The sequence below is a fragment of the Rhodospirillales bacterium genome (genome assembly GCA_016712595.1).
Lineage (GTDB): Bacteria > Pseudomonadota > Alphaproteobacteria > Rhodospirillales > Defluviicoccaceae > Defluviicoccus.
The window spans coordinates 1-26,369 of the sequence record JADJQT010000007.1 but is presented as its reverse complement, the minus strand read 5'-3'; the positions used below and the strand labels follow the sequence as shown (position 1 = coordinate 26,369).

General features: G+C 38.2%; 35 protein-coding genes and 1 pseudogene. All 36 read right to left on the bottom strand.

Translation table 11 applies throughout. The features are described from left to right. Positions 1-606 precede the first annotated feature (606 nt). Entirely contained in the window at positions 607-825 is a 219-nt protein-coding gene (locus IPK66_18675) for a hypothetical protein (GenBank protein ID MBK8177203.1), read from the bottom strand. Beyond that, positions 822-1,486 (bottom strand): annotated as a pseudogene (locus tag IPK66_18670) (DNA cytosine methyltransferase). The gene IPK66_18675 and the pseudogene IPK66_18670 overlap by 4 nt, the downstream one beginning before the upstream one ends. A 546-nt stretch (positions 1,487-2,032) precedes the next feature. Further along, on the bottom strand, positions 2,033-2,200 hold the full coding sequence (locus tag IPK66_18665) for a hypothetical protein (GenBank protein ID MBK8177202.1): 168 nt from the start codon (positions 2,198-2,200) through the stop codon (positions 2,033-2,035). A gap of 1 nt (position 2,201) precedes the next feature. Continuing rightward, positions 2,202-3,392 (bottom strand): hypothetical protein, encoded by a 1,191-nt coding sequence (locus IPK66_18660; protein MBK8177201.1) that lies wholly within the window; start codon positions 3,390-3,392, stop codon positions 2,202-2,204. Next, positions 3,389-3,661 carry a hypothetical protein gene (locus tag IPK66_18655; protein MBK8177200.1) on the bottom strand — a complete coding sequence of 91 codons (273 nt, stop codon included), beginning with the start codon at positions 3,659-3,661 and terminating at the stop codon, positions 3,389-3,391. Before IPK66_18655 ends, IPK66_18660 begins: the two co-directional genes overlap by 4 nt. Further along, the gene (locus tag IPK66_18650) at positions 3,658-4,185 is read right to left on the bottom strand and encodes a lysozyme (protein MBK8177199.1); all 528 of its coding nucleotides are present in this window, start codon (positions 4,183-4,185) and stop codon (positions 3,658-3,660) included. Before IPK66_18650 ends, IPK66_18655 begins: the two co-directional genes overlap by 4 nt. Beyond that, on the bottom strand, positions 4,182-4,619 hold the full coding sequence (locus IPK66_18645) for a hypothetical protein (GenBank protein MBK8177198.1): 438 nt from the start codon (positions 4,617-4,619) through the stop codon (positions 4,182-4,184). Before IPK66_18645 ends, IPK66_18650 begins: the two co-directional genes overlap by 4 nt. Then, positions 4,616-5,308 carry a hypothetical protein gene (locus tag IPK66_18640; GenBank protein ID MBK8177197.1) on the bottom strand — a complete coding sequence of 231 codons (693 nt, stop codon included), beginning with the start codon at positions 5,306-5,308 and terminating at the stop codon, positions 4,616-4,618. The genes IPK66_18645 and IPK66_18640 overlap by 4 nt, the downstream gene beginning before the upstream one ends. Continuing rightward, a complete protein-coding gene (locus IPK66_18635) occupies positions 5,274-5,705 on the bottom strand; it encodes a hypothetical protein (protein ID MBK8177196.1) in 432 nt (143 codons plus the stop codon). Before IPK66_18635 ends, IPK66_18640 begins: the two co-directional genes overlap by 35 nt. Before the next feature lie 50 nt (positions 5,706-5,755). Further along, positions 5,756-6,148 carry a hypothetical protein gene (locus IPK66_18630; protein MBK8177195.1) on the bottom strand — a complete coding sequence of 131 codons (393 nt, stop codon included), beginning with the start codon at positions 6,146-6,148 and terminating at the stop codon, positions 5,756-5,758. Between the two features lie 86 nt (positions 6,149-6,234). Further along, on the bottom strand, positions 6,235-6,723 hold the full coding sequence (locus IPK66_18625) for a hypothetical protein (GenBank protein MBK8177194.1): 489 nt from the start codon (positions 6,721-6,723) through the stop codon (positions 6,235-6,237). 246 nt (positions 6,724-6,969) lie between these two features. After that, a complete protein-coding gene (locus IPK66_18620; GenBank protein MBK8177193.1) occupies positions 6,970-7,332 on the bottom strand; it encodes a hypothetical protein in 363 nt (120 codons plus the stop codon). Between the two features lie 50 nt (positions 7,333-7,382). Next, positions 7,383-7,559, bottom strand: coding sequence for a hypothetical protein (locus tag IPK66_18615; GenBank protein MBK8177192.1), 177 nt, complete (start codon positions 7,557-7,559; stop codon positions 7,383-7,385). Positions 7,560-7,574: 15 nt separating this feature from the next. Further along, positions 7,575-9,032 (bottom strand): transglutaminase domain-containing protein, encoded by a 1,458-nt coding sequence (locus IPK66_18610; GenBank protein ID MBK8177191.1) that lies wholly within the window; start codon positions 9,030-9,032, stop codon positions 7,575-7,577. Continuing rightward, entirely contained in the window at positions 9,029-9,481 is a 453-nt protein-coding gene (locus tag IPK66_18605) for a hypothetical protein (protein ID MBK8177190.1), read from the bottom strand. Before IPK66_18605 ends, IPK66_18610 begins: the two co-directional genes overlap by 4 nt. A gap of 1,409 nt (positions 9,482-10,890) precedes the next feature. Then, positions 10,891-11,211, bottom strand: a complete 321-nt coding sequence (locus tag IPK66_18600; protein ID MBK8177189.1) for a hypothetical protein — start codon at positions 11,209-11,211, stop codon at positions 10,891-10,893. Positions 11,212-11,376: 165 nt separating this feature from the next. Beyond that, the gene (locus IPK66_18595) at positions 11,377-11,721 is read right to left on the bottom strand and encodes a hypothetical protein (protein ID MBK8177188.1); all 345 of its coding nucleotides are present in this window, start codon (positions 11,719-11,721) and stop codon (positions 11,377-11,379) included. A gap of 362 nt (positions 11,722-12,083) precedes the next feature. Next, positions 12,084-13,142, bottom strand: a complete 1,059-nt coding sequence (locus tag IPK66_18590) for a hypothetical protein (protein MBK8177187.1) — start codon at positions 13,140-13,142, stop codon at positions 12,084-12,086. A 309-nt stretch (positions 13,143-13,451) separates the two neighbouring features. Continuing rightward, complete coding sequence (locus IPK66_18585; protein MBK8177186.1) at positions 13,452-13,727, bottom strand: hypothetical protein; 276 nt, start codon at positions 13,725-13,727, stop codon at positions 13,452-13,454. A 25-nt stretch (positions 13,728-13,752) separates the two neighbouring features. Further along, positions 13,753-14,589, bottom strand: coding sequence for a hypothetical protein (locus tag IPK66_18580; GenBank protein MBK8177185.1), 837 nt, complete (start codon positions 14,587-14,589; stop codon positions 13,753-13,755). After that, positions 14,586-15,257, bottom strand: a complete 672-nt coding sequence (locus IPK66_18575; GenBank protein ID MBK8177184.1) for a DNA cytosine methyltransferase — start codon at positions 15,255-15,257, stop codon at positions 14,586-14,588. The genes IPK66_18580 and IPK66_18575 overlap by 4 nt, the downstream gene beginning before the upstream one ends. Positions 15,258-15,808: 551 nt before the next feature. Further along, a complete protein-coding gene (locus tag IPK66_18570) occupies positions 15,809-15,976 on the bottom strand; it encodes a hypothetical protein (protein MBK8177183.1) in 168 nt (55 codons plus the stop codon). Between the two features lies 1 nt (position 15,977). After that, positions 15,978-17,168 carry a hypothetical protein gene (locus IPK66_18565; GenBank protein MBK8177182.1) on the bottom strand — a complete coding sequence of 397 codons (1,191 nt, stop codon included), beginning with the start codon at positions 17,166-17,168 and terminating at the stop codon, positions 15,978-15,980. After that, positions 17,165-17,437, bottom strand: a complete 273-nt coding sequence (locus tag IPK66_18560; protein MBK8177181.1) for a hypothetical protein — start codon at positions 17,435-17,437, stop codon at positions 17,165-17,167. The genes IPK66_18565 and IPK66_18560 overlap by 4 nt, the downstream gene beginning before the upstream one ends. A gap of 105 nt (positions 17,438-17,542) precedes the next feature. After that, positions 17,543-17,959, bottom strand: coding sequence for a lysozyme (locus IPK66_18555; GenBank protein ID MBK8177180.1), 417 nt, complete (start codon positions 17,957-17,959; stop codon positions 17,543-17,545). Next, positions 17,956-18,393, bottom strand: coding sequence for a hypothetical protein (locus tag IPK66_18550; GenBank protein MBK8177179.1), 438 nt, complete (start codon positions 18,391-18,393; stop codon positions 17,956-17,958). The genes IPK66_18555 and IPK66_18550 overlap by 4 nt, the downstream gene beginning before the upstream one ends. Continuing rightward, positions 18,390-19,082 (bottom strand): hypothetical protein, encoded by a 693-nt coding sequence (locus IPK66_18545; GenBank protein MBK8177178.1) that lies wholly within the window; start codon positions 19,080-19,082, stop codon positions 18,390-18,392. Before IPK66_18545 ends, IPK66_18550 begins: the two co-directional genes overlap by 4 nt. 462 nt (positions 19,083-19,544) lie before the next feature. Next, complete coding sequence (locus tag IPK66_18540; GenBank protein ID MBK8177177.1) at positions 19,545-19,937, bottom strand: hypothetical protein; 393 nt, start codon at positions 19,935-19,937, stop codon at positions 19,545-19,547. Between the two features lie 86 nt (positions 19,938-20,023). Next, the gene (locus IPK66_18535) at positions 20,024-20,710 is read right to left on the bottom strand and encodes a hypothetical protein (GenBank protein MBK8177176.1); all 687 of its coding nucleotides are present in this window, start codon (positions 20,708-20,710) and stop codon (positions 20,024-20,026) included. 49 nt (positions 20,711-20,759) lie between these two features. Beyond that, the gene (locus IPK66_18530) at positions 20,760-21,122 is read right to left on the bottom strand and encodes a hypothetical protein (GenBank protein ID MBK8177175.1); all 363 of its coding nucleotides are present in this window, start codon (positions 21,120-21,122) and stop codon (positions 20,760-20,762) included. A gap of 37 nt (positions 21,123-21,159) precedes the next feature. Then, on the bottom strand, positions 21,160-21,348 hold the full coding sequence (locus IPK66_18525) for a hypothetical protein (GenBank protein MBK8177174.1): 189 nt from the start codon (positions 21,346-21,348) through the stop codon (positions 21,160-21,162). Between the two features lie 15 nt (positions 21,349-21,363). Further along, positions 21,364-22,788, bottom strand: coding sequence for a hypothetical protein (locus IPK66_18520; GenBank protein MBK8177173.1), 1,425 nt, complete (start codon positions 22,786-22,788; stop codon positions 21,364-21,366). After that, positions 22,789-23,241, bottom strand: coding sequence for a hypothetical protein (locus IPK66_18515; GenBank protein MBK8177172.1), 453 nt, complete (start codon positions 23,239-23,241; stop codon positions 22,789-22,791). 1,101 nt (positions 23,242-24,342) lie between these two features. Continuing rightward, positions 24,343-24,513, bottom strand: coding sequence for a hypothetical protein (locus IPK66_18510; protein ID MBK8177171.1), 171 nt, complete (start codon positions 24,511-24,513; stop codon positions 24,343-24,345). A gap of 313 nt (positions 24,514-24,826) precedes the next feature. Further along, the gene (locus tag IPK66_18505) at positions 24,827-25,144 is read right to left on the bottom strand and encodes a hypothetical protein (protein ID MBK8177170.1); all 318 of its coding nucleotides are present in this window, start codon (positions 25,142-25,144) and stop codon (positions 24,827-24,829) included. A gap of 361 nt (positions 25,145-25,505) precedes the next feature. Beyond that, positions 25,506-25,799: a hypothetical protein gene (locus tag IPK66_18500; GenBank protein ID MBK8177169.1), complete on the bottom strand. Its 294-nt coding sequence runs from the start codon at positions 25,797-25,799 to the stop codon at positions 25,506-25,508. Between the last annotated feature and the right edge of the window lie 570 nt (positions 25,800-26,369).

The window sequence follows — 26,369 nt, the reverse complement described above, 5'->3', positions numbered from 1 at the left end:
GCAATTACTAGAACACTCGTTTGAGTAAATAAATCTAATTTATTGCCAGTAAAGTTTACTTCGTCTAACGGAACGCACGAACGATGTAAAACAGCTGCCCTGCAACCCTTACTCCTTGAATCCCTTATTAAATAATCCAACTTTAACAGCCAATTGAAAAACTCAGGTTGATTAACCTTCATACTTTGCCAACGTGAATCACTTTGAAAAGGACAAAGAAGCAAGCAGACTTTGGGGGTATTGGCAAATGCCTTTATTATACCACCTAAAACAATCACCTCTATTATAACTGTAAATGAGTCCAATTTTATTCAGCTTATTTTTTGTTGCAGAATACCCGCAATAACGGATAAAACAGTTGCCCAATTACTTTTGAATAATTCATTCTTGCTATCTCATCAATGGTTATACCCATATACAAATCAGTTTTTAGGAAACCTTGCAAAACTTTTTTTAAACCATACAGCGCACGAATACTTTTATTGACCTCAATTAATTCTAGTATTCTTTTCGTGCATTGCCTTCTAAAATTCCTATTTCACCATTCGCGCTTTTAGTAAAACACGATTGAGGCAAAACGCCCTCCAGTTGAATTTGTGCCATTTATTAAATCATTGTAAAGGCTCTTTTTACCAGTAATAACATAGGTACACCGTTATATTTTATTTGCCATGAAATCAACCAGTTCAAATAAGCATAGGTCTCCGGCATTTCAGAGCCAGGGTCAGCAAATACAGCATAATCCAAACGAGGCAATTCGCCCAAACTTGACATTAGATAAATCAATGTACTTTGCAACCCCATACCTAAACTTAATATTTTCATGCGTATATTGTTAGAGTTGTTTGTTGTTCAACGTATGCGCCCCACTGAGAAGCCATTGCAGAAGCTACACCTGTGTATGTTTTAGAACGAAGCCGCGCCCTGTCTTTCCTCGGTGGCATATAGTGAACTTTTGCATATTCCTGTAAGGCAGCTTTATCATTTCAGATTCAACATTTTCGCCATTACTCAACAACGGCAATCCATTTAAAAACAAACAGGTTGTTTTTCTTTCGGTATGCCCAAACTGATAAGGTTGTATTATCTGCGATGCTTTAAAAGGAAAACCGTAATCAACCATTTCAGCATACAACACAGGAAACCACTTTTTAAATGTATTTCCCACTCATTATACCAACTGGATTTTCAGAACAGTTGCTTACCTTCCATACTTCAAAAAAACCGGATTGACTTCTCCTGTGTGCCGTTTTCTTCTTTTATACCAAAATGCCTGGCACCACTAACAGCAAGGTCTGTGCATGGTTGAAAGGTTATAGTTAAATCTGGCTTTAACTCATCAAACGCCTTAAAGAAATCTTTTGTAAATGCCATTCAGGTTTACCACCGAGCAGGGTTGTATGTCATTTGAATAAGCCTCATATCCTAAACTCCTAAAGGCTTTGCACACTACCTGGCTTTCTTCGCATCCGATTAACACCCTCATGCGCAAAAACGGCTATAGTGAAACTTATTTATAAGACGAAAGCGCAACAACTTTTTTAATAAAGTGGCATACGGACGTTTCATTGAAGTTTTTTTACAATCCGTTGTAAGGGTTTGTTTACTTAACATAATGTTAATTGAGGCTCACTCACTCGTTTATTATGTTAAGTAGGGAAGTACCCCCACAACGAAAAAAAATGTTGTTTTGTTGGCACAAACCTATATCACCAACCACACAACAAACAAACCAAATAAATTTTGTTATTAACAGCAAATTGTTAACGTAAAAAATAACTAACGTAAACAAAACAGCACAATGAAAAAACGGCAAAAGGAGGGAAGTTTTTCTGACGACCGGTATGTGTTCGCGTGTGAATAATTCGGGATGAGTGCGCCTACAAAACAAAAAGCTGAGCGCAAACTCAGCTTTTGTTACATTCCGTATCGTGTTGCTTGTTCGCAGACTTCCCGGTCTACCACGCAACAGCACAATAATAAGCAACGCGCAAATAGGTTGCGCGCTGTAGAATAGGTATTTTTTAACAGGCTATTGTTTACCAGGAGGCAAACCGGTAACATTATAATCTTTGGCAAAAATTAATCCTATACCTGTAACTATTGCCGTTACTCCTGTAACTAAATCACCATGAATAATTGATGCAATACCGCCCAATATTCCGGCTATTCCTGTAAGTGTTGTTTTAGGGTTTCTCATATTATATCACATTTGAATTTTCAAGTTTAACCTCAATTAAATCGTTTGTGTTGGCTCCTATTGTAGTTAGGTTGGTCTCAACCACGCCACCGTAAACATCTTGTGTTGCAGTAGTAGCAGCCACAACAAAACCGGAACCATCATGCCCGTAATACTTTCCACTAATGGTTAATTTAACTGCATTAACGCTATTGTCTACGATTATCATCCCGTTAGGATATGTACCATTTAAGCCACTGATATAACTACCCTGAGTTATACCAACCTCGCATGGAGATAAGGATGCGTCAATAGTTATTACCGGAATAGTGTCATCAACTACCGGATTACTTATTTCATGGAATACAGAAATTTTATCAAATTGTATTGTTGCGCCATCTACAAGTATGGGCGATAAATCTGTTTTAAAATTCATATCTCCAAAACACCTAAAGCCATTAAACAAACCGGAGCTACCCCAAAAACTACATTCGCCCTGAAGTGTAAGAGGCTGAACGGACGCGCCTAAATCACAAAAGAAGTCTCCATGTATGTGAAAGTTAAAAATAGTGCCCGTATCGTTTACTATAATAACGTAACCATTTAACTTACTTGCAGGATGAATGTAAACACTCTTGTAAGTTTCCTCGCACGCAATCCCATCATTCATATAAATAGTATCGCCTTTTATTACAATCTTATCGTATGCGGCACCGTCTCTTATAGCCAATTGGGTTAAGAAGTATAAATCCTCAGTGCAATCAATTACACAACTTTCTAAATCGTTGTTTGGCGCAAAGTTGGTTACTACTAACAACTTACATTTGATTGTAGCCTGTATAGTAGTCCCACTTACCCTGTCAAATAAATCATCAATCTCAATATCGCCAAAGCCATCAATAAAAAATTGCTCGTTTTGTGACCAATCTGTAGGGTTAAACGCTAAAGTAACACCAGGACCCAAATACATACGCACAACAAGAGGTAACGCACCCGAATAAGTATAATTACCAGGATAAACTATTACCGTATAATCATCACCAGGCATTGCGGCAATTGCAGCGCCAACGGTTAAGTAAGGTAAATCTAAACGGTCTGGCAAGGCTGTAGCATCATTGCCGTTTTCCATAACAAACAAACATTTGTCAATAGGTAAACTGGTTAAGCCACCACCACCACCGCCACCAATAGCAACACCAGTGCAATTAATCATGCTCTATACCTCCAAACTATATAAACATTGCAAGCTGTAACGGCTGCACCAGGCTCAAAAGTTAAATCCCAGTTGCCTTTTATTATTTCACCTTCGTTTGCGCTAAGCGTAAACACATCGCCCGCGAAGGTTGCAGAAACAGGGCGCAACGGCAAATTATTGATATATGCGGTTGCTGTACCCCTGTTGATTATCATTATATCAATAAAATTCCAATTGAGTTTTATCGCCTTATTTGCGAATTGAAAATTTGCAACTGTTTTTGTCATTTTGTTTCGTCCTCAGTTAATAATAAAAAAAAAAGTATCACTACAGCAATTTTTCCAAGTGTTAGCATACCGCCTTTTATTTCCTCGCCATAAGCATAAGCAACCTCACGCGCGCGCCTTGCAATTAATACAGGCGGTTTTATCCATGTACGCAACCAAAGGGCGGCAATTTCTTTAGGGCTCTTTTTTTCGTTAAACATTTTTAGCAGTGTACTTTTAGCAAAGCCATTTACACCAATATTGTAACAGAAGGAAACCAACGCATCAAACACGTTTTGACTAACAGCCACTTTTAAACCATTGCTAACGGCACCCGCATACTTTAAAATATCCTGGTTAAATAACTCCTCTGCTTTTGCCTCAGTGATTCCCTGCATTAAATACTCTTCTCCCGGTTGTATTTGATGCCCGTAACCTATACTGTACTCTATACGAGGAGTTGGTGCGTAGTCATCTACATAAGGTTTTAACCTGAGTTGCTCAGTTGACTTTAACCATTTTTTGCCGCGTTCGCTTATTGTCATACTTTAAAATTCGGCAAAGGGTTAACTATTGTTTTTACTTTAAGCAATTCCTCAGGATTAAGGAACGACTGCAAATAAGAAATTAAATCAGTATTGTAATACAAACTGAATTTATCACTCAGGTAACTTACCTGGCTTTTTGTTTTCATTCTTTTGAAAACATCGTAAACAGCAGCCTCATCATCATTAACCAACCCTTTTGCATTATACAATTGCTTTGCATAAATCTTTACTCCTGCATCGGTTAAAATCATTGCACCGGCACCGCCTTGCTTCCAAAATTTAGGGTCAAAATAATTTGCATTGATTAATGATGCAGCGTTAACATCATCGGCACTTTTAATAAGCCCGAAAGCCTGAGCAATTTGCCGAAAAAAAAACAGCGCACCCAAGCCAATTGCAACCGGAACAATATATTCAGTATTCTTACTCATAACATTCCTTTTGCTAAATCGTATTTAGGGCGGTTGGTAGTAACCAGTGTTGCAATATTTTCTATTACTGTAATATAATCAGGGTCGGACTTACCCCAAACCTCTAACGCATTGCGTAAGCGTTCTTTTGGGTTTGTGCCGCTAACATCATCCGCTAAAGCCGGAGTAGGAGGAGAGAAGGATTGATTACCATCAACAGCCATCTTACCGTTAACACTTCCAACGAGCATTGGCAATAAACTACCTATTGCCGTCTCCAACATATCCGGTTTATCCTTCTTTTTATTTTCTAACGCTTCAATTCGCTTTAATAAATCGTTTTTTTCTGTTAGATGATTAAGCTGTAAATCAAAGTTTTTTTGCATCATGGATATTACAGTACTATCCATACGATTGCCGCCACCATTAACAGCCACATCAGAAACGCCACCCAACTTAATACGCAACGAAAAAGCGTTGATTTTACCACCCTTCGCAATTTCTTTTCCAGGCTTATCTTTTAATTTTAATGTAACATAACCGCCACCATCTACACTTTCCATCCATTCTTCTAAACGTACAATTGCCTCATCTGAGGTTTCACATTCAATTTTATGCAATAGCGTTGCACCATCGTACACATCAACATAAGAAAGGCACTCCTCTCTTATTTTCTCAATAACGTAACTGATTTTTTGTGTAACTGCCATTTGATTGCTTTGGTTTATCTCTGTACCGGAACTCTAAAAAAATAACCTGGTCTGTTAAGGCAAACGCGCCCAACTTTTCTAACCAACTATTGTCAAAATCGTACACATCGTTAAAAGGAGTGTATTGGTTTTTCCTTCCCCATTGACGTTGGTAGTAGAAACTTAACACCGGCAAATTGTTTACCGTTAATGTTTTTGTTTTTTTCTGTACCAGGTTAATTGCAAAGAACTGGTCACTGGTTAAATCATTATTGTATGTTGTGCCCGTACCAAAATCAGGAATCTGAGGCATAAACTCGCCAACGTGCCGTATTCCTGTTAATATTTTGTCCGTTAAAAAATTTACACCCTTCAAATAAATGCGTTGGTTAGGTATTGCCGCGTTAACTTGCTCCATGGTAAATGAAGCGACATAACTTTTATCATCTATTTTATTAGGAGCCCGCATTAGTAGTAATAAAAAGAAAGTACAACAGATTGCCCGGCAGACAATGAAGCCGTGCCCAACAGCGTAATGTAGCTTTTAGGAAGATTAAATTTTTTGTTTTGGTACTCTGTAACATCACCACCGTTAAGCGATTTTGTAAGAGAGTTATAAGGTAACTGGTAAATATCTTCTGTTGATGCTTCAACTAAAGTTACTACCACATTAGAACCGCCTGTTTGGTTTACAACTGCATTTTGTGCAGGAGAGAAGGACAAAATACTACTGTTGTAACTTTCCATTTGTTCGGTAGTTACATGGCGCAACTCAGGTATATCACCCAAATAAATACGTTGTCCGGCAGTAGGGTTGGGGATATTTATCTCAACCAAATAATGTTTTTTTACTGGCTTCACTTGTTTTTGTTTTTAAGAGTTTAAGAACCCTGTTGCCAGTTAAGGCAACAGGGATAAGGAGGGAGAATATTAACCAATACCAAACTTTAAACTTCAGGATTGAATTTTGCTCCATTTTGTACGTAGAAGCCACGCAATATGCAAACTGCATAGTTTGTGCTTGCCGTACCTGCCATTGATATGCTATCTGGCAAGGTGCAAAATATCTGGTTGTTATCACTACCACTTAAACGAATAGTTGGCAGTGTATCGTAAAAACCGAAATCCGGTGCGCTGTACTCATCGCGCGGCATAACTACAGCCGGTCCTTGTCCCTGCTGAGATTGCCCAACGCGGTAAAACCTACGTATCTCGTCATTGTCAATAAACGTTGTTTGGTTTACCTTAATAGAATATTTACCGTTGTAAAAATTCATAAGGTTATCCGCTTCGCCCGCTGTACTGAATACAGTAGGGTTAGGGAATGTGCGCACAATAGCTTTAGCAATATCGGTTTGACTTGCTGTAGTTGTTGTGCCCGCCTTAAAGATGCCTAAAAACATTTTTGTAATGTGAAAGGCATCAGGAATTAACAAGCGTTTTTCGGTAACGTTTGTTGTGCTGCCCTGATTCGCTAAAACATTAAAGTTTACAGCATTTTGGGCACCTCCTGTAAGGAGGCTTCTAAACGCAAATAGCCTTGTGTAACTACTGCTTTAGGGTTTCCGCGATACATGTTAATGAAAAAATTTGCATCAGCACGCATGTTGTTTGTTGCTTTAATCATGTTCATTTTTTTCTGGATAAATGATTGTTTTATTAGAGTTGTTGAATTTTAAATTTTAATAGTCGTTTCCATCATCGCCATCGGTGCCGTTAACAACATCGTCAGACATGTAACCGCCATCGGCAACTACATCATCAAACAATCCGTTAACTACATCATCGTTAATACCTAACTGAGGAGCTACAGCAGCAACTAACTTCATGCCGCCAACAGTAACCATACCCGCACCTACATTTTTAAGCATATCACCTTTCATGCCTCCTAAAAGGATTCCGGCAATAACCACCGCGCCCGCGCGAAGTTTATCGTCTTTAATTGTATTGGCTAACATGTTGTTTGCTTTTGAAGCCACAACACCACCGCCTACCATTGCAGCAGAAGGAATAATCCTTTTGCCTATTGTTTTTAATTGTTTCATTGTATTTGTTTTATAAGAGTGAGTTTTTAAAGTTTAATTATTTGCATCTGCTACGCACTTTTTTCTTTGCCGCTGCAACTGCTTTTTTTCCATGCAGCTTTTTTACGAGCAGCAGCCTTCTTTTCAGCACGCTTAGCAGATTGATAGCTTTTGTTGCGAGCAGCAAGTTTGAACATAGAAGCACCACTACGCGCGGCACTTTTCTTTTTTTTCTTTTTGTATGGCATCTTGTTTTTATTTAATTAATTTTTGTTACTTGCAATTACAGCTAACAATAAACCGGCACCTAACAATAATTCAGGGGACGGACTAAATGAAGCATCAGAGCCGCCACCATCAGCAGGAGGCAAGCCGCCACCATTGTCATCATCAGAACCACCATCGCCAGGCTCATCAGAATAGCCATTTTCATAAGACGCTTGTCCTGTAGCCAACAACTCAGCAGCTTGATTAAAATCTACACCGGCACCCTCAGCAGCTTGTAAAATATCGGTTGCAGAAGACTTGTCTCCCTTTTTAACAGCCTTTAAGAACACAGCCAGTCCAATTAAAATAGGAGCAGCAGAAGCAATCAAAACAGCCGTACTTGAACCAGGCTCAATACCTAATCCATTAAAATCCGCATCTTCAATTCCGAAAATTCTTTTTTTCTTTTTACCTGCATTAACAGAATTGATAAGAGCAGAAGATTTGCCTCCCAACTTTTTCCATTTACCCAAAAGCGCACTTCTGTTATTCGCCAAACTATAATCAAGATTTGTCGCCAACCCTCTTACATTCAACCTCACCAACGACAAAAACGCATTACGCGGAACAGCCAACCCAACTTTCTTAATTGCCTTGCCCGCCTCTTTTACAACGTTACCAGCAGCCTTACCAACCTTCTTAACTGTTTTTTTAATTCCCTTGCCAACCTTTTTCAGGAATTTTTTAACCCGTATTTTACCAATTCCGTTAATACCATCTACCTCGTAAACGCCCTGAGCGTCTAACTCTTTCATGGCAAGTATATAATCAGAACTACCAGGAGAAACCAGTTTTATTTTTTGCTTTAAAAGAGATTCGCTAACTGGTTTGTATCGCCTGTTGCTTTTGCGCGCAATTTCGTTTGCCAACAATCTTTGCCTTAAACTACCTTTTTTGCTGCGCTTGTATGCCCTGATTAAGGAGGCATTTATGCCAACGTTATCACTAAGGGTTACTACTTCCATGTTAATACTTTCATTTACCATTGTGTGGTCATACTTATACACAAATGGTTTTTCTTTATTAAAATAATTGTAAACACCATCTACCACAATTCCGTCATCGGGCAAATACACATACACATGTGAGGGTTTTGGATTGTTGCGGTTATAGCTCGTATAACGAAAGGCAACCGTATAACCTAAATTTTGCAATACACTGGCTATGAATAGCGCGTAACTCTTGCAATCTCCGGTACGGTCATTAACGAACCTGTTAGGTAATCGGATTGCCTGTTTTTCATCATCGTCTCTCTGGTATTTAATATTGCGCTTAACAAAATCCCAAACCTTTAAAGCCGCTTCACCCGCACTGCCACTTTTAAACTTTTTAGCAAAATCTTTTGTTTGCCCAACCGCTACAGGAAAGTTTTTTTCAAGTACGGTAATAATATCCGCATTGTTGGCATCAACAACGTTTACCGTTTCTTTATAGTTGGGTCTGGCTAACGTCATACTGTAAATGTGTGGTTAAACTTTACATTACCTACGTTAAGCGACAACAAACCATTTAAAGCAAGCGTTACACTTTTGCCGTCTCTCAATCTTGCAATAATTGTTTTTACTATCTCCATTCCACCTTTAACAGGTATGCCTACGTAAAATTTTACAGGTGCGGTTTGTTTTGGAGGGATTGACACATCACCCCTTACATCAGCAGTGCCAAAAACAGTATTGTTTTGAATAAGGTTAAATGTGCCTCCGGTTGCTTTTATTGTTGCATCTGAGGGGTTGCTTACATCTAACTTAACGTTAAACCAAAACTTTAAAAACAAGCTTCCTAACGTTTTTTGTGCATCAAAGCCCACATCTTTAACCGCCACTTTAAAGCCTTGCGCAAACGCTTCTTTTTGGTTTTTAAACCAGAAATAGGCAGCAGCCCCAACCAGTAGCAGTAACTCCATTACTTACAAATGTTTTTAATGTTAGCAGGGCAACCAGAAGATGCAAGAAACTTTTTAAAATCTGCGTAAGCATTAAAACTTACGTTTGTTTTGCTTACGGAATCGTAAACTAAAATGGTAAGACTTGTTACACTCTCAGCAGGAGGAGCAGCAGTTGTTTTTACTTTTGGAGGCATCGCACTTGTATTGTGAAATGCAAAAAGAGTAAAGCAACGCGGTATTTAAAAGCGCGCTACAATCATTTCCAAACCTTTACCACAATTTGAAATACTCTCCCAACTTAAACAAGCCAAAAAGAGCAATAAAAAACAGTGCAATTAAAATTTTATACAAATCCGATTCAATTCTCTTATTAACCAGGCAAGCCTAAATGTAAATAGATTAACTCAACTTGTTTAGGATAAAAAGTAGTTTGGTAAGGCTGCAACACTAAACCAGGCACACCAATTAGTTTTTTCTTTAGCGTTTTATAACTCACTTTATACTTTCTGCATAAACTTCTCATGTTTTCGGTTGATAATCGGGTTGGCTGTTTACTCATGTATTATGTTAAGTAGATTGTTTTCAATTCATTATAAAAACAGACGCGGAAAACATTACGGCACAAATCTCGCTACATTTACCGCACACATTCTTAATCACAAAAGTATATGAAAAAACTAATGATTACAGCAGCATTAACAGCATTTTTTTATGTTGGTTATGCCAAACCCCCCCCCCCCCCCCCCCCAACCCCCCCCGGGGGACCACCAAGGGGGGGCTTTTTTTTTTTTTGGGCGACCCCCCCCCCCCACCCCCTTTTTTTTTAAAAAAACAACACCCCCCCCCCCCCGGGGGGGAAACCCCCCCCCCCCCCCAGCAAGGAAAAATTTTAAAAAAGGGGGGGGGACCCCCCCCCCCCCCGGGCGTTTTTTTTTTTTTTCCCCCCCCCCGGCCACCCACACAAAGCCCAACCAAAAAATTTTAAAAAAAAAAGGGGGCGAAACCCCCTTACACATAAATAAACCCCAACCCTTTTTAAATTAAGATTAACTGGTCTTTGGAATTGTAACGCATTAGCTCAACAAAATTAAAATAGTGCGGTTTTTTTCGTTCGCACATAGCAACAACCGTAATACCAAAATAATCTATGTACTGGTAAACACGTATGCCGGTATCTGTTAAAAACACCAGGCTATTGCATCGCTTTATTTTTTGCGCGAGGTTTTTATTCGGAGAGTGAGTTTTTTGCATAATCTAAACGGTTTATCAGTTGCATTAAATCTTTTGAAAAATAATCTGCGTCAATCTCGTTAATGATTTTATTCTCATCAACGTTATTGTCATACCTCATTAACAAGGCACGCGCGCGTTCGCTGTATTCATCCATATCGGATATTATACTGCGCATCTGTTTGTAAGTGATAATTTTACTCATGGTTTTTGTATTTTAAACTTTCTGTTTTGTCTTGAATTTTTGCAACGTCCACACGTAAGTCTCCAACACGCTCGCTAATGGAAGTTAACTTCTCCATTATAACCGTTTGGTTTTCGTTAAACGTGCGATTCTTTTCGTCTTGCATCATTTTTAAGTTTTGCATCTGGTTTTTCATTACGCTTAAATCAATACTCACGCTTACATAGTGAGTAAAAAATATGGATGCAAGCGTAAGCGCAAAGCCAAGCAATTGCCCAAGCGTAACCTCAGCCTTTAGAAAAGAGCGCGGTTTGTTCTCCGTTTGTTCTATCATAATGTAATTTATAAATCTGTAGTTGCTCGTCAACTCTCTTTTCTATTGAGATTGCTTCCCTGAACAATTTACCGGCATAAGGCGAACATGCTTTACGTGCTGTAAAGTAGGAGGATTGCGCTCTGCGCAATTCCCCTACTAATTTTACAAATGATTCCAGTTGCATCATTGCAGTAATGTTAAGTTGCTAAGATTAAGGTTAACGTTGTAAAAACCTCTTTCCGCACCTTCTTTTTGAATATAACTGCCATTTACATAAACAGTTAATTCAGCCTTAACACCTGCAACAGTAGCAGAGTGCAAATCTTTACCCAACCAGTCAGCGGGAATTTTCTCCATTCCCTTGCCAAATACTGAGATTTTGAAAACAGAATCCTTGCCAACCTTTTCGCCAAAATCATCTGTTCTGCCAGGTTCCATAAACAAGAGTTCTAAGTACTCTCCACTTTTTTCTGTTTTTTGCTTGTTACTACATGCGGTAACAAAGCCTTTCATTTTTAATTGTGCCATTGTTGTTTGTTGTTTGGATTGTTATTGTTTAGTGAATTATAATTTATATTCTTTTTCAGCCTCCCTAAAACCATCAATAGAATTGTTCCTCATCCTTATGCGTATTTTACCGCCTAACCGTTCTCTCACCTCAAGGGATAGCGTTGAATTAAGAAAAGAGTCCTCGTTTCTCAAAATTGCCGTCTCAAGCAAATAGAGAGCCTCAGATGAATTTAAAAAAGCCAAAAGCTGAAATCGTATTTTCTCGCCTTGACTATACTGTTCTGTTTTTTTTGTTGCCATTGTTGTTTATTGTTTAAATTGTTTATATTGATTAATTCTTTTTTTGCGCGACTGCCCCGTTATATTCAATCCCCAATCCTCTACTTAAGCAAGCCTTCTCCACACACCCCGGAATTAAACTTCCTACGGCTACTGCCAAAGTGTTTTTTTATCTCTCCTATTGCTTTACTTAATCGCTCCGTCTCTCTCCCTTGCCTTATCTCATCATTTAAACTTTCCAACTTTTTTATAAAAATTTTATCCATGCGGTTGCTTTCGTGCTTTTCTGTTAGCCGCTTAAACTTTAGTAATGGAGTAAAAGGAGCAAACAAATTCAGTTGTTCAAGCCTCGTTTTTCTTTTTGCCTTTTCCTCGTCATTCGGATTCTTAAAAAAAACAAAATATTTATCTACCAAAGCCTTATACAAGTCTGGTATTACTTCCCTGTTTAACACATCAGGAAAAGCAATTGTACTATAGTCGTTCCCTGTTGTATCATCATCAGGAGAAAAACCACCACCATTTTTAATTGAAAACTCTAAACGCCAAACGTCATTGTCGTTCAACAATTCGTTTTGCTCCCAATCCTCAACAATGTATGGTTTATGTTTTTTTTCTTTCAACTCAACACTTTTATTATAGAGGTAATAACTAATTAAACTGCTACGCGAGCCCCAACGTATATACTCATGCGTTATATCTGTATTGTGATTGCCAACGAGCTTAAATTTTCCTTTTCCTTTTTTGAGATAGGAGTTATTTAAAAAACGTTTAATCAAATCGTGCGGGTGTAAGCCATTGTAAAAGCGTTGCAAATCTAACGAGAGGTCTAACCGCGATATATTTTTAACTGATAGCTCTAACTCCTCTAAACATTTAGTTGTCTCGTAAATTAAGCCACTCTGATACAAAAAAGAGTTTTCAAACTTAACCAGGATAATATTAGAATCTAAAGCAGCACTGCGCGGATGAGAGACAACAACGGCAACAGGTTTGTTTGTTTGGCGGTTTGTTACGTTCTGAATTAATCCCCACTGCGTACTACTGTAACCGGCAGGCTTAACAACAAAGTGTTTTGATTCTGAAATTATATTGCTCTCACGCGATAATCTACAGTTTAACTGCAACCAATCCACATTTAAAGAATAAGTTTTCAACATGCTTTAAGCCTCCATTTTTAAGGGGGAGGGGGGGGTACCCCCCCCTAAACGGATTAAACATTTAATAATCAGCGAGAAAAACTGCAAAAACGGCAAATTTTTTGGCAAGTTGACAGCCGTATTACTTGACGGCTGTAGGAGTTTTCGCAAATTATTTTTTAACATAAACACAAGAAAGAATAAACTAAATATGCTAAGTAGATACAAAAAAAACAGAAACAACACAACAGTAATATAATTAGTATTGCCGGTAAGATGCTTAGTACTATCGGCACGAGAGATAAAATAATTCTTTTCATGCGTATATTGTTAGGGTTGTTTGTCGTTAATTATTTCGTGCATAAGCAAAAGAGCCATAAAGCGCACGTTTTGAGTTTCGGGATGTGTAGGCGAGTGCTCACCTTCCCTTAAAAAAGCAAGCCAATGAACGTTGTATGTTATTGCCTCTCTTGTAGTGGGCTGAAAATAATCAACAAACAAAGACAGCCATTTACCAGGAGCCGAAACAGCCGCAATACAATTACAGGTTGGGCGCAAAGTATAACTGTACTCAACAGCAGCTTTGTAATAGACATTTTTTTTCATGCGTATATTTTTTTAGAGTTTTTTTTCATAATCCGCAATTACCAGAACACTCGTTTGAAAATAAATCTAATTTGTTGCCAGTAAAGTTTACTTCGTCTAACGGAACGCACGAACGATGTAAAAACAGTTGCTCCTTGCAACCCTTACTCCTTGAATCCCTTATTAAATAATCCAACTTAACAGCCAATTGAAAAAACTCAGGTTGATTAACCTTCATACTTTGCCAACGTGAATCACTTTGAAAAGGACAAAAGAAGCAAGCAGACTTTGGGGGTATTGGCAAATGCCTTTTATTATACCACCTAAAACAATCACCTCTATTATAACTGTAAAATGAGTACACCTTATTCAGCTTATTTTTTGTTGCAGAATACCCGCACAACGGATAAAAAACAGTTGCCCAATTACTCTTTGAATAATTCATTCTTGTTATCTCATCAATGGTTATACCCATATACAAATCAGTTTTAGGAAACCTTGCAAACTTTTTTAAACCATACAGCGCACGAATACTTTTATTGACCTCATCAATTTTATATTCTTTCGTGCATTGCCTTCTTAAAATTCCTATTTCACCATTCGCGCTTTTAGTAAAACACGGGATTGAGGCAAAACGCCCTCCAGTTGAATTTGTGCCATTTATTAAATCATTGTAAAGGCTCTTTTTACCAGTAACAACAATAGGTACACCGTTATTTGATTTTTGCCATGAAATCAACCAGTTCAAATAAGCATAGGTCTCCGGCATTTCAGAGCCAGGGTCAGCAAATACAGCATAATCCAAACGAGGCAATTCGCCCAAACTTGACATTAGATAAATCAATGTACTTTGCAACCCCATACCTAAACTTAATATTTTCATGCGTATATTTTTTTAGAGTTAATTTGTTGTTCAACGTATGCGCCCCACTGAGAAGCCATTGCAGAAGCTACACCTGTGTATGTTTTAGAACGAAGCCGCGCCCTGTCTTTTCCTGGTGGCATATAGTGAACTTTTGCATATTCCCTGTAAGGCAGCTTTATCATTTCAGATTCAACATTTTCGCCATTACTCAACAACGGCAATCCATTTAAAAACAAACAGGTTGTTTTTCTTTCGGTATGCCCAAACTGATAAGGTTGTATTATCTGCGATGCTTTAAAAGGAAAACCGTAATCAACCATTTCAGCATACAACACAGGAAACCACTTTTTAATGTATTTCCCACTCATTATACCAACTGGATTTTCAGAACAGTTGCTTACCTTCCATACTTCAAAAAAAAACCGGATTGACTTCTCCTGTGTGCCGTTTTCTCTTTTATACCAAAAATGCCTGGCACCACTAACAGCAAGGTCTGTGCATGGTTGAAAGGTTATAGTTAAATCTGGCTTTAACTCATCAAACGCCTTAAAGAAATCTTTTTGTAAATGCCATTCAGGTTTACCACCCGAGCAGGGTTGTATGTCATTTGAATAAGCCTCATATCCTAAACTCCTAAAGGCTTTGCACACTACCTGGCTTTCTTCGCATCCGATTAACACCCTCATGCGCAAAAACGGCTATAGTGAAACTTATTTATAAGACGAAAGCGCAACAACTTTTTTAATAAAATGGTGAACAGATACGGACGTTTCATTGAAGTTTTTTTACAATCCGTTGTAATGGTTTGTTTACTTAACATAATGTTAATTGAGGCTCACTCACTCGTTTATTATGTTAAGTAGGGAAGTACCCCCACAACGAAAAAAATGTTGTTTTGTTGGCACAAACCTATATCACCAACCACACAACAAACAAACCAAATAAATTTTGTTATTAACAGCAAATTGTTAACGTAAAAAATAACTAACGTAAACAAAACAGCACAATGAAAAAACGGCAAAAGGAGGGAAGTTTTTCTGACGACCGGTATGTGTTCGCGTGTGAATAATTCGGGATGAGTGCGCCTACAAAACAAAAAGCTGAGCGCAAACTCAGCTTTTGTTACATTCCGTATCGTGTTGCTTGTTCGCAGACTTCCCGGTCTACCACGCAACAGCACAATAATAAGCAACGCGCAAATAGGTTGCGCGCTGTAGAATAGGTATTTTTTAACAGGCTATTGTTTACCAGGAGGCAAACCGGTAACATTATAATCTTTGGCAAAAATTAATCCTATACCTGTAACTATTGCCGTTACTCCTGTAACTAAATCACCATGAATAATTGATGCAATACCGCCCAATATTCCGGCTATTCCTGTAAGTGTTGTTTTAGGGTTTCTCATATTATATCACATTTGAATTTTCAAGTTTAACCTCAATTAAATCGTTTGTGTTGGCTCCTATTGTAGTTAGGTTGGTCTCAACCACGCCACCGTAAACATCTTGTGTTGCAGTAGTAGCAGCCACAACAAAACCGGAACCATCATGCCCGTAATACTTACCGCTTATTGTTAATTTAACGGCATTAACACTGTTATCTACACTTATCATTCCGTTAGGGTAAGTACCGTTTAATCCGCTTATGTAACTGCCCTGAGTTATACCAACCTCACACGGAGACGAAGTAGCATCAATAGTTATTGCCGGAATAGTGTCATCAATTACCGGATTGCTTATTTCATGGAAAACAGAAATTTTATCAAATTGTATTGTTGCGCCATCTACAAGTATGGGTGATAAATCTGTTTTAAAATTCATATTCCCAAAACACCTAAAACCATTAAACAAACCGGAGCTACCCCAAAAACTACATTCGCCCCGAAGTGTAAGAGGCTGAACGGACGCGCCTAAATCACAAAAGAAGTCGCCATGTATGTGGAAGTTAAAAATTGTGCCTGTATCGTTTACTATAATAACATAACCATTTAACTTACTTGCAGGGTGAATGTAAACACTCTTGTAAGTTTCCTCGCACGAAATACCATCATTCATATAAATGGTATCGCCTTTAATTACAATCTTATCGTATGCGTTTCCGCCTATTATAGCCAATTGGGTTAAGAAGTATAAATCCTCAGTGCAATCAATTACACAACTTAATAGACCGTTGTTTGGCTCAAAGTTGACTACTACTAACGATTTACATTTGATTGCGGCCTGCACTGTAGTTCCGTCTGTTCCGTCAAACAAATCACCAATCTCAATATCGCCAAAGCCATCAATAAAAAATTGCTCGTTTTCGTCCCAAGCTGTAGGGTTAAACGTTAAGTTAACACCAGGAGACAAATACATGCGCACAACAAGTGGCAACGCACCCGAGTAAGTATAATTACCAGGATAAACTATTACCGTATAATCATCACCAGGCATTGCGGCAATTGCAGTGCCAACGGTTAAGTAAGGTAAATCTAAACGGTCTGGCAAGGCTGTAGCATCATTGCCGTTTTCCATAACAAACAAACATTTGTCAATAGGTAAACTGGTTAAGCCACCACCACCACCGCCACCAATAGCAACACCAGTGCAATTAATCATGCTCTATACCTCCAAACTATATAAACATTGCAAGCTGTAACGGCTGCACCAGGCTCAAAAGTTAAATCCCAGTTGCCTTTTATTATTTCACCTTCGTTTGCGCTAAGCGTAAACACATCGCCCGCGAAGGTTGCAGAAACAGGGCGCAACGGCAAATTATTGATATATGCGGTTGCTGTACCCCTGTTGATTATCATTATATCAATAAAATTCCAATTGAGTTTTATCGCCTTATTTGCGAATTGAAAATTTGCAACTGTTTTTGTCATTTTGTTTCGTCCTCAGTTAATAATAAAAAAAAAAGTATCACTACAGCAATTTTTCCAAGTGTTAGCATACCGCCTTTTATTTCCTCGCCATAAGCATAAGCAACCTCACGCGCGCCTCGCAATCAATACAGGAGGTTTTATCCATGTACGCAACCAAAAGGCGGCAATTTCTTTAGGGCTCTTTTTTTCGTTAAACATTTTTAGCAGTGTACTTTTAGCAAAGCCATTTACACCAATATTGTAACAGAAGGAAACCAACGCATCAAACACGTTTTGACTAACAGCCACTTTTAAACCATTGCTAACGGCACCCGCATACTTTAAAATATCCTGGTTAAATAACTCCTCTGCTTTTGCCTCAGTGATTCCCTGCATTAAATACTCTTCTCCCGGTTGTATCTGATGCCCGTAACCTATACTGTACTCTATACGAGGAGTTGGTGCGTAGTCATCTACATAAGGTTTTAACCTGAGTTGCTCAGTTGACTTTAACCATTTTTTGCCGCGTTCGCTTATTGTCATACTTTAAAATTCGGCAAAGGGTTAACTATTGTTTTTACTTTAAGCAATTCATCAGGATTAAGGAACGACTGCAAATAAGAAATCAAATCAGTATTGTAATACAAGCTAAATTTATCGCTCAGGTAACTAACTTGACTTTTTGTTTTCATTCTTTTGAAAACATCGTAAACAGCAGCCTCGTCATCATTAACCAACCCTTTTGCATTATACAACTGCTTTGCGTAAATCTTTGCTCCTGCATCGGTTAAAATCATTGCACCGGCACCGCCTTGCTTCCAAAATTTAGGGTCAAAATAATTTGCATTGATTAATGATGCTGCGTTAACATCATCGGCACTTTTAATAAGCCCGAAAGCCTGAGCTATTTGCCGAAAAAAAAACAGCGCGCCCAAGCCAATTGCAACCGGAACAATATACTCAGTGTTTTTACTCATAACATTCCTTTTGCTAAATCGTATTTAGGGCGGTTGCTAGTAACCAGTGTTGCAATATTTTCTATCACTGAAATATAATCAGGGTCAGACTTACTCCAAACATCTAACGCATTGCGTAAACGTTCTTTTGGGTTTACACCGCTAACGTCATCCGCTAACGCTGTAGTAGGAGGAGAGAAGGATTGGCTGCCATTAACAGCCATCTTACCGTTAACACCTCCAACAAGCATTGGCAATAAACTACCTATTGCCGTTTCCAACATATCCGGTTTCTCTTTCTTTTTATTTTCTAACGCCTCAAGTCGCTTTAATAACTCGTTTTTTTCTGTTAGATGCGAAAGCTGTAAATCAAAGTTTTTTTGCATCATGGATATTACAGTACTATCCATACGATTGCCGCCACCATTAACAGCCACATCAGAAACGCCACCCAACTTAATACGCAACGAAAAAGCGTTGATTTTACCACCCTTCGCAATTTCTTTTCCAGGCTTATCTTTTAATTTTAATGTAACATAACCGCCACCATCTACACTTTCCATCCATTCTTCTAAACGTACAATTGCCTCATCTGAGGTTTCACATTCAATTTTATGCAATAGCGTTGCACCATCGTACACATCAACATAAGAAAGGCACTCCTCTCTTATTTTCTCAATAACGTAACTGATTTTTTGTGTAACTGCCATTTGATTGCTTTGGTTTATCTCTGTACCGGAACTCTAAAAAAATAACCTTGGTCTGTTAAGGCAAACGCGCCCAACTTTTCTAACCAACTATTGTCAAAATCGTACACATCGTTAAAAGGAGTGTATTGGTTTTTCCTTCCTTTATGCGAATATCCCCATTGACGTTGGTAGTAGAAACTTAACACCGGCAAATTGTTTACCGTTAATGTTTTTGTTTTTTCTGTACCAGGTTAATTGCAAAGAACTGATCACTCGTTAAATCGTTGTTGTATGTTGTGCCTGTACCAAAATCAGGAATTTGAGGCATAAACTCGCCAACGTGCCGTATTCCTGTTAATATTTTGTCCGTTAAAAAATTTAGACCCTTCAAATAAATGCGTTGGTTAGGTATTGCCGCGTTAACTTGCTCCATGGTAAATGAAGCGACATAACTTTTATCATCTATTTTATTAGGAGCCCGCATTAGTAGTAATAAAAAGAAAGTACAACAGATTGCCCGGCAGACAATGAAGCCGTGCCCAACAGCGTAATGTAGCTTTTAGGAAGATTAAATTTTTTGTTTTGGTACTCTGTAACATCACCACCGTTAAGCGATTTTGTAAGAGAGTTATAAGGTAACTGGTAAATATCTTCTGTTGATGCTTCAACTAAAGTTACTACCACATTAGAACCGCCTGTTTGGTTTACAACTGCATTTTGTGCAGGAGAGAAGGACAAAATACTACTGTTGTAACTTTCCATTTGTTCGGTAGTTACATGGCGCAACTCAGGTATATCACCCAAATAAATACGTTGTCCGGCAGTAGGGTTGGGGATATTTATCTCAACCAAATAATGTTTTTTTACTGGCTTCACTTGTTTTTGTTTTTAAGAGTTTAAGAACCCTGTTGCCAGTTAAGGCAACAGGGATAAGGAGGGAGAATATTAACCAATACCAAACTTTAAACTTCAGGATTGAATTTTGCTCCATTTTGTACGTAGAAGCCACGCAATATGCAAACTGCATAGTTTGTGCTTGCCGTACCTGCCATTGATATGCTATCTGGCAAGGTGCAAAATATCTGGTTGTTATCACTACCACTTAAACGAATAGTTGGCAGTGTATCGTAAAAACCGAAATCCGGTGCGCTGTACTCATCGCGCGGCATAACTACAGCCGGTCCTTGTCCCTGCTGAGATTGCCCAACGCGGTAAAACCTACGTATCTCGTCATTGTCAATAAACGTTGTTTGGTTTACCTTAATAGAATATTTACCGTTGTAAAAATTCATAAGGTTATCCGCTTCGCCCGCTGTACTGAATACAGTAGGGTTAGGGAATGTGCGCACAATAGCTTTAGCAATATCGGTTTGACTTGCTGTAGTTGTTGTGCCCGCCTTAAAGATGCCTAAAAACATTTTTGTAATGTGAAAGGCATCAGGAATTAACAAGCGTTTTTCGGTAACGTTTGTTGTGCTGCCCTGATTTGCTAAAACATTAAAGTTTACAGCATTTTGGGCACCTCCCTGTAAGGAGGCTTCTAAACGCAAATAGCCTTGTGTAACTACTGCTTTAGGGTTTCCGCGATACATGTTAATGAAAAAATTTGCATCAGCACGCATGTTGTTTGTTGCTTTAATCATGTTCATTTTTTTCTGGATAAATGATTGTTTTATTAGAGTTGTTGAATTTTAAATTTTAATAGTCGTTTCCATCATCGCCATCGGTGCCGTTAACAACATCGTCAGACATGTAACCGCAACAGGCAACTACATCATCAAACAATCCGTTAACTACATCATCGTTAATACCTAACTGAGGAGCTACAGCAGCAACTAACTTCATGCCGCCAACAGTAACCATACCCGCACCTACATTTTTAAGCATATCACCTTTCATGCCTCCTAAAAGGATTCCGGCAATAACCACCGCGCCCGCGCGAAGTTTATCGTCTTTAATTGTATTGGCTAACATGTTGTTTGCTTTTGAAGCCACAACACCACCGCCTACCATTGCAGCAGAAGGAATAATCCTTTTGCCTATTGTTTTTAATTGTTTCATTGTATTTGTTTTATAAGAGTGAGTTTTTAAAGTTTAATTATTTGCATCTGCTACGCACTTTTTTCTTTGCCGCTGCAACTGCTTTTTTCCATGCAGCTTTTTTACGAGCAGCAGCCTTCTTTTCAGCACGCTTAGCAGATTGATAGCTTTTGTTGCGAGCAGCAAGTTTGAACATAGAAGCACCACTACGCGCGGCACTTTTCTTTTTTTTCTTTTTGTATGGCATCTTGTTTTTATTTAATTAATTTTTGTTACTTGCAATTACAGCCACCAATAAACCGGCACCCAACAACAAACCAGGAGACGGACTAAATGAAGCATCAGAGCCGCCACCATCAGCAGGAGGCAAGCCGCCACCATTGTCATCATCTGAACCACCATCGCCAGGCTCATCAGAATAGCCGTTCTCATAAGCCGCCTGTCCTGTAGCCAACAACTCAGCAGCTTGATTAAAATCTACACCGGCACCCTCAGCAGCTTGTAAAATATCGGTGGCAGAGGTTGTATCTCCTTTTTTAACAGACTTTAAAAAAACAGCCATTGCAATTAAAATAGGAGCAGCAGAAGCAAGAGCGACACTAATACTGCCTATACCATTTAAATCACCAATTGATTTTTTATTTGCGCCCACGTTTATTGCATTTCTTAACGCACTTTCTTTTCCTCCCAACTTTCTCCATGTGCTAAACATTTTAGAGGAGTTGCCACCTAATTGCGCCTTTAACGCTCTCGCCATATTGCGCACATTCAACCTCACCAACGACAAAAACGCATTACGTGGAGCCGCTAAACCAACTTTTTTAATTGCCTTGCCCGCTTCCTTTACAACGTTACCGGCAGCCTTACCAACCTTCTTAACTGTTTTTTTAATTCCCTTGCCTACTTTTTTCAGGAATTTTTTAACACGTATTTTACCAATTCCGTTAATACCATCCACCTCGTAAACGCCCTGAGCGTCTAACTCTTTCATGGCAAGTATATAATCAGAGCTACCAGGACTAACGAGTTTAATTTTTTGCTTTAAAAGAGATTCGCTAACCGGTTTGTATCGCCTGTTGCTTTTGCGCGCAATTTCATTAGCCAACAATCGTTGGCGCAAACTACCTTTTTTGCTACGCTTGTATGCTCTGATTAAAGAGGCATTTATGCCAACGTTATCACTAAGTGTTACTACTTCCATGTTAATACTTTCATTTGCCATTACGTGGTCATACTTATACACGTATGGTTTTTCTTTATTAAAATAATTGTAAACACCATCCACCACAATTCCATCATCAGGCAAATACACATACACATGCGAGGGCTTTGGATTGTTACGGTTATAACTCGTATAACGAAAAGCAACCGTATAACCTAAGTTTTGCAACACACTTGCTATAAACAGCGCGTAACTTTTACAATCTCCGGTGCGGTCATTAACGAACCTATTCGGCAATCTTATTGCCTGTTTTTCGTCATCGTCTCTTTGGTATTTAATATTGCGCTTAACAAAATCCCAAACCTTTAAAGCCGCTTCGCCCGCACTTGCACTTTTAAACTTTTTAGCAAAATCTTTTGTTTGCCCAACCGCTACAGGAAAGTTTTTTTCAAGTACGGTAATAATATCCGCATTGTTGGCATCAACAACATTTACTGTTTCTTTATAGTTGGGTCTCGCTAACATCTATACAGTAAATGTGTGGTTAAACTTTACATTACCTACGTTAAGCGACAACAAACCATTTAAAGCAAGCGTTACACTTTTGCCGTCTCTCAATCTTGCAATAATTGTTTTTACTATCTCCATTCCACCTTTAACAGGTATGCCTACGTAAAATTTTACCGGTGCGGTTTGTTTTGGAGGGATTGACACATCGCCCCTTACATCAGCAGTGCCAAAAACAGTATTGTTTTGAATAAGGTTAAATGTGCCTCCGGTTGCTTTTATTGTTGCATCCGAGGGGTTGATTACATCTAACTTAACGTTAAACCAAAACTTTAAAAACAAGCTCCCTAACGTTTTTTGTGCATCAAAGCCCACATCTTTAACCGCCACTTTAAAGCCTTGCGCAAACGCTTCTTTTTGGTTTTTAAACCAGAAATAGGCAGCAGCCCCAACCAGTAGCAGTAACTCCATTACTTACAAATGTTTTTAATGTTAGCAGGGCAACCAGAAGATGCAAGAAACTTTTTAAAATCTGCGTAAGCATTAAAACTTACGTTTGTTTTGCTTACGGAATCGTAAACTAAAATGGTAAGACTTGTTACACTCTCAGCAGGAGGAGCAGCAGTTGTTTTTACTTTTGGAGGCATCGCACTTGTATTGTGAAATGCAAAAAGAGTAAAGCAACGCGGTATTTAAAAGCGCGCTACAATCATTTCCAAACCTTTACCACAATTTGAAATACTCTCCCAACTTAAACAAGCCAAAAAGAGCAATAAAAAACAGTGCAATTAAAATTTTATACAAATCCGATTCAATTCTCTTATTCACCAGGCAAGCCTAAATGTAAATAGATTAACTCAACTTGTTTAGGATAAAAAGTAGTTTGGTAAGGCTGCAACACTAAACCAGGCACACCAATTAGTTTTTTCTTTAGCGTTTTATAACTCACGTTATACTTTCCGCATAAACTTCTCATGTTTTCGGTTGATAATCGGGTTGGCTGTTTACTCATGTATTATGTTAAGTAGATTGTTTTCAATTCATTATAAAAACAGACGCGGAAAACATTACGGCACAAATCTCGCTACATTTACCGCACACATTCTTAATCACAAAAGTATATGAAAAAACTAATGATTACAGCAGCATTAACAGCATTTTTTTATATTTAATTCATTTTTTAAATTAAGATTAACTGGTTTTTGGAATTGTAACGCATTAGCTCAACAAAATTAAAATAGTGCGGTTTTTTTCGTTCGCACATAGCAACAACTGTAATACCAAAATAATCTATGTACTGGTAAACACGTATGCCGGTATCTGTTAAAAACACCAGGCTATTGCATCGCTTTATTTTTTGCGCGAGGTTTTTATTCGGAGAGTGAGTTTTTTGCATAATCTAAACGGTTTATCAGTTGCATTAAATCTTTTGAAAAATAATCTGCGTCAATCTCGTTAATGATTTTATTCTCATCAACGTTATTGTCATACCTCATTAACAAGGCACGCGCGCGTTCGCTGTATTCATCCATATCGGATATTATACTGCGCATCTGTTTGTAAGTGATAATTTTACTCATGGTTTTTGTATTTTAAACTTTCTGTTTTGTCTTGAATTTTTGCAACGTCCACACGTAAGTCTCCAACACGCTCGCTAATGGAAGTTAACTTCTCCATTATAACCGTTTGGTTTTCGTTAAACGTGCGATTCTTTTCGTCTTGCATCATTTTTAAGTTTTGCATCTGGTTTTCATTACGCTTAAATCAATACTCACGCTTACATAGTGAGTAAAAATATGGATGCAAGCGTAACCGCAAAGCCAAGCAATTGCCCAAGCGTAACCTCAGCCTTTAGAAAAGAGCGCGGTTTGTTCTCCGTTTGTTCTATCATAATGTAATTTATAAATCTGTAGTTGCTCGTCAACTCTCTTTTCTATTGAGATTGCTTCCCTGAACAATTTACCGGCATAAGGCGAACATGCTTTACGTGCTGTAAAGTAGGAGGATTGCGCTCTGCGCAATTCCCCTACTAATTTTACAAATGATTCCAGTTGCATCATTGCAGTAATGTTAAGTTGCTAAGATTAAGGTTAACGTTGTAAAAACCTCTTTCCGCACCTTCTTTTTGAATATAACTGCCATTTACATAAACAGTTAATTCAGCCTTAACACCTGCAACAGTAGCAGAGTGCAAATCTTTACCCAACCAGTCAGCGGGAATTTTCTCCATTCCCTTGCCAAATACTGAGATTTTGAAAACAGAATCCTTGCCAACCTTTTCGCCAAAATCATCTGTTCTGCTGGTTCCATAAACAAGAGTTCTAAGTACTCTCCACTTTTTCTGTTTTTTGCTTGTTACTACATGCGGTAACAAAGCCTTTCATTTTTAATTGTGCCATTGTTGTTTGTTGTTTGGATTGTTATTGTTTAGTGAATTATAATTTATATTCTTTTTCAGCCTCCCTAAAACCATCAATAGAATTGTTCCTCATCCTTATGCGTATTTTACCGCCTAACCGTTCTCTCACCTCAAGGGATAGCGTTGAATTAAGAAAAGAGTCCTCGTTTCTCAAAATTGCCGTCTCAAGCAAATAGACAGCCTCAGATGAATTTAAAAAAGCCAAAAGCTGAAATCGTATTTTCTCGCCTTGACTATACTGTTCTGTTTTTTTTGTTGCCATTGTTGTTTATTGTTTAAATTGTTTATATTGATTAATTCTTTTTTTGCGCGACTGTTATATTTCAATCCCCTTACTTGCAGCCCACGGAATTAAATTACGGCTACTGCCAAAGTGTTTTTTTATCTCTCCTATTGCTTTACTTAATCGCTCCGTCTCTCTCCCTTGCCTTATCTCATCATTTAAACTTTCCAACTTTTTTATAAAAATTTTATCCATGCGGTTGCTTTCGTGCTTTTCTGTTAGCCGCTTAAACTTTAGTAATGGAGTAAAAGGAGCAAACAAATTCAGTTGTTCAAGCCTCGTTTTTCTTTTTGCCTTTTCCTCGTCATTCGGATTCTTAAAAAACAAAATATTTATCTACCAAAGCCTTATACAAGTCTGGTATTACTTCCTGTTTAACACATCAGGAAAGCAATTGTACTATAGTCGTTCCCTGTTGTATCATCATCAGGAGAAAAACCACCACCATTTTTAATTGAAAACTCTAAACGCCAAACGTCATTGTCGTTCAACAATTCGTTTTGCTCCCAATCCTCAACAATGTATGGTTTATGTTTTTTTCTTCAACTCAACACTTTATTATAGAGGTAATAACTAATTAAACTGCTACGCGAGCCCCAACGCATAACTCATGCGTTATATCTGTATTGTGATTGCCAACGAGCTTAAATTTTCCTTTTCCTTTTTGAGATAGGAGTTATTTAAAACGTTTAATCAAATCGTGCGGGTGTAAGCTATTGTAAAAGCGTTGCAAATCTAACGAGAGGTCTAACCGCGATATATTTTTAACTGATAGCTCTAACTCCTCTAAACATTTAGTTGTCTCGTAAATTAAGCCACTCTGATACAAAGAGTTTTCGAGGAAACGCGGATAATATTAGAATCTAAAGCAACTGCGCGGATGAGAGACAACAACGG

Excerpts from the sequence above, each read along its gene's own strand:
- IPK66_18580 (MBK8177185.1), bottom strand. The coding sequence starts at position 14,589 with ATGAAAATATTAAGTTTAGGTATGGGGTTGCAAAGTACATTGATTTAT.
- IPK66_18550 (MBK8177179.1), bottom strand. The coding sequence starts at position 18,393 with ATGAGTAAAAACACTGAGTATATTGTTCCGGTTGCAATTGGCTTGGGC.
- IPK66_18605 (MBK8177190.1), bottom strand. The coding sequence starts at position 9,481 with ATGGAGTTACTGCTACTGGTTGGGGCTGCTGCCTATTTCTGGTTTAAA.
- IPK66_18590 (MBK8177187.1), bottom strand. The coding sequence starts at position 13,142 with ATGTTGAAAACTTATTCTTTAAATGTGGATTGGTTGCAGTTAAACTGT.
- IPK66_18595 (MBK8177188.1), bottom strand. The coding sequence starts at position 11,721 with ATGGCACAATTAAAAATGAAAGGCTTTGTTACCGCATGTAGTAACAAG.
- IPK66_18585 (MBK8177186.1), bottom strand. The coding sequence starts at position 13,727 with ATGAAAAAAAATGTCTATTACAAAGCTGCTGTTGAGTACAGTTATACT.
- IPK66_18570 (MBK8177183.1), bottom strand. The coding sequence starts at position 15,976 with ATGAGAAACCCTAAAACAACACTTACAGGAATAGCCGGAATATTGGGC.
- IPK66_18515 (MBK8177172.1), bottom strand. The coding sequence starts at position 23,241 with ATGGAGTTACTGCTACTGGTTGGGGCTGCTGCCTATTTCTGGTTTAAA.
- IPK66_18535 (MBK8177176.1), bottom strand. The coding sequence starts at position 20,710 with ATGAACATGATTAAAGCAACAAACAACATGCGTGCTGATGCAAATTTT.
- IPK66_18530 (MBK8177175.1), bottom strand. The coding sequence starts at position 21,122 with ATGAAACAATTAAAAACAATAGGCAAAAGGATTATTCCTTCTGCTGCA.
- IPK66_18650 (MBK8177199.1), bottom strand. The coding sequence starts at position 4,185 with ATGACAATAAGCGAACGCGGCAAAAAATGGTTAAAGTCAACTGAGCAA.
- IPK66_18555 (MBK8177180.1), bottom strand. The coding sequence starts at position 17,959 with ATGACAATAAGCGAACGCGGCAAAAAATGGTTAAAGTCAACTGAGCAA.
- IPK66_18675 (MBK8177203.1), bottom strand. The coding sequence starts at position 825 with ATGAAAATATTAAGTTTAGGTATGGGGTTGCAAAGTACATTGATTTAT.
- IPK66_18565 (MBK8177182.1), bottom strand. The coding sequence starts at position 17,168 with ATGATTAATTGCACTGGTGTTGCTATTGGTGGCGGTGGTGGTGGTGGC.
- IPK66_18525 (MBK8177174.1), bottom strand. The coding sequence starts at position 21,348 with ATGCCATACAAAAAGAAAAAAAAGAAAAGTGCCGCGCGTAGTGGTGCT.
- IPK66_18635 (MBK8177196.1), bottom strand. The coding sequence starts at position 5,705 with ATGGAGCAAGTTAACGCGGCAATACCTAACCAACGCATTTATTTGAAG.
- IPK66_18660 (MBK8177201.1), bottom strand. The coding sequence starts at position 3,392 with ATGATTAATTGCACTGGTGTTGCTATTGGTGGCGGTGGTGGTGGTGGC.
- IPK66_18520 (MBK8177173.1), bottom strand. The coding sequence starts at position 22,788 with ATGTTAGCGAGACCCAACTATAAAGAAACAGTAAATGTTGTTGATGCC.
- IPK66_18620 (MBK8177193.1), bottom strand. The coding sequence starts at position 7,332 with ATGAAACAATTAAAAACAATAGGCAAAAGGATTATTCCTTCTGCTGCA.
- IPK66_18600 (MBK8177189.1), bottom strand. The coding sequence starts at position 11,211 with ATGATAGAACAAACGGAGAACAAACCGCGCTCTTTTCTAAAGGCTGAG.
- IPK66_18640 (MBK8177197.1), bottom strand. The coding sequence starts at position 5,308 with ATGGCAGTTACACAAAAAATCAGTTACGTTATTGAGAAAATAAGAGAG.
- IPK66_18545 (MBK8177178.1), bottom strand. The coding sequence starts at position 19,082 with ATGGCAGTTACACAAAAAATCAGTTACGTTATTGAGAAAATAAGAGAG.
- IPK66_18610 (MBK8177191.1), bottom strand. The coding sequence starts at position 9,032 with ATGACGTTAGCCAGACCCAACTATAAAGAAACGGTAAACGTTGTTGAT.
- IPK66_18645 (MBK8177198.1), bottom strand. The coding sequence starts at position 4,619 with ATGAGTAAGAATACTGAATATATTGTTCCGGTTGCAATTGGCTTGGGT.
- IPK66_18615 (MBK8177192.1), bottom strand. The coding sequence starts at position 7,559 with ATGCCATACAAAAAGAAAAAAAAGAAAAGTGCCGCGCGTAGTGGTGCT.
- IPK66_18560 (MBK8177181.1), bottom strand. The coding sequence starts at position 17,437 with ATGACAAAAACAGTTGCAAATTTTCAATTCGCAAATAAGGCGATAAAA.
- IPK66_18575 (MBK8177184.1), bottom strand. The coding sequence starts at position 15,257 with ATGAGGGTGTTAATCGGATGCGAAGAAAGCCAGGTAGTGTGCAAAGCC.
- IPK66_18655 (MBK8177200.1), bottom strand. The coding sequence starts at position 3,661 with ATGACAAAAACAGTTGCAAATTTTCAATTCGCAAATAAGGCGATAAAA.
- IPK66_18665 (MBK8177202.1), bottom strand. The coding sequence starts at position 2,200 with ATGAGAAACCCTAAAACAACACTTACAGGAATAGCCGGAATATTGGGC.
- IPK66_18510 (MBK8177171.1), bottom strand. The coding sequence starts at position 24,513 with ATGCAAAACTTAAAAATGATGCAAGACGAAAAGAATCGCACGTTTAAC.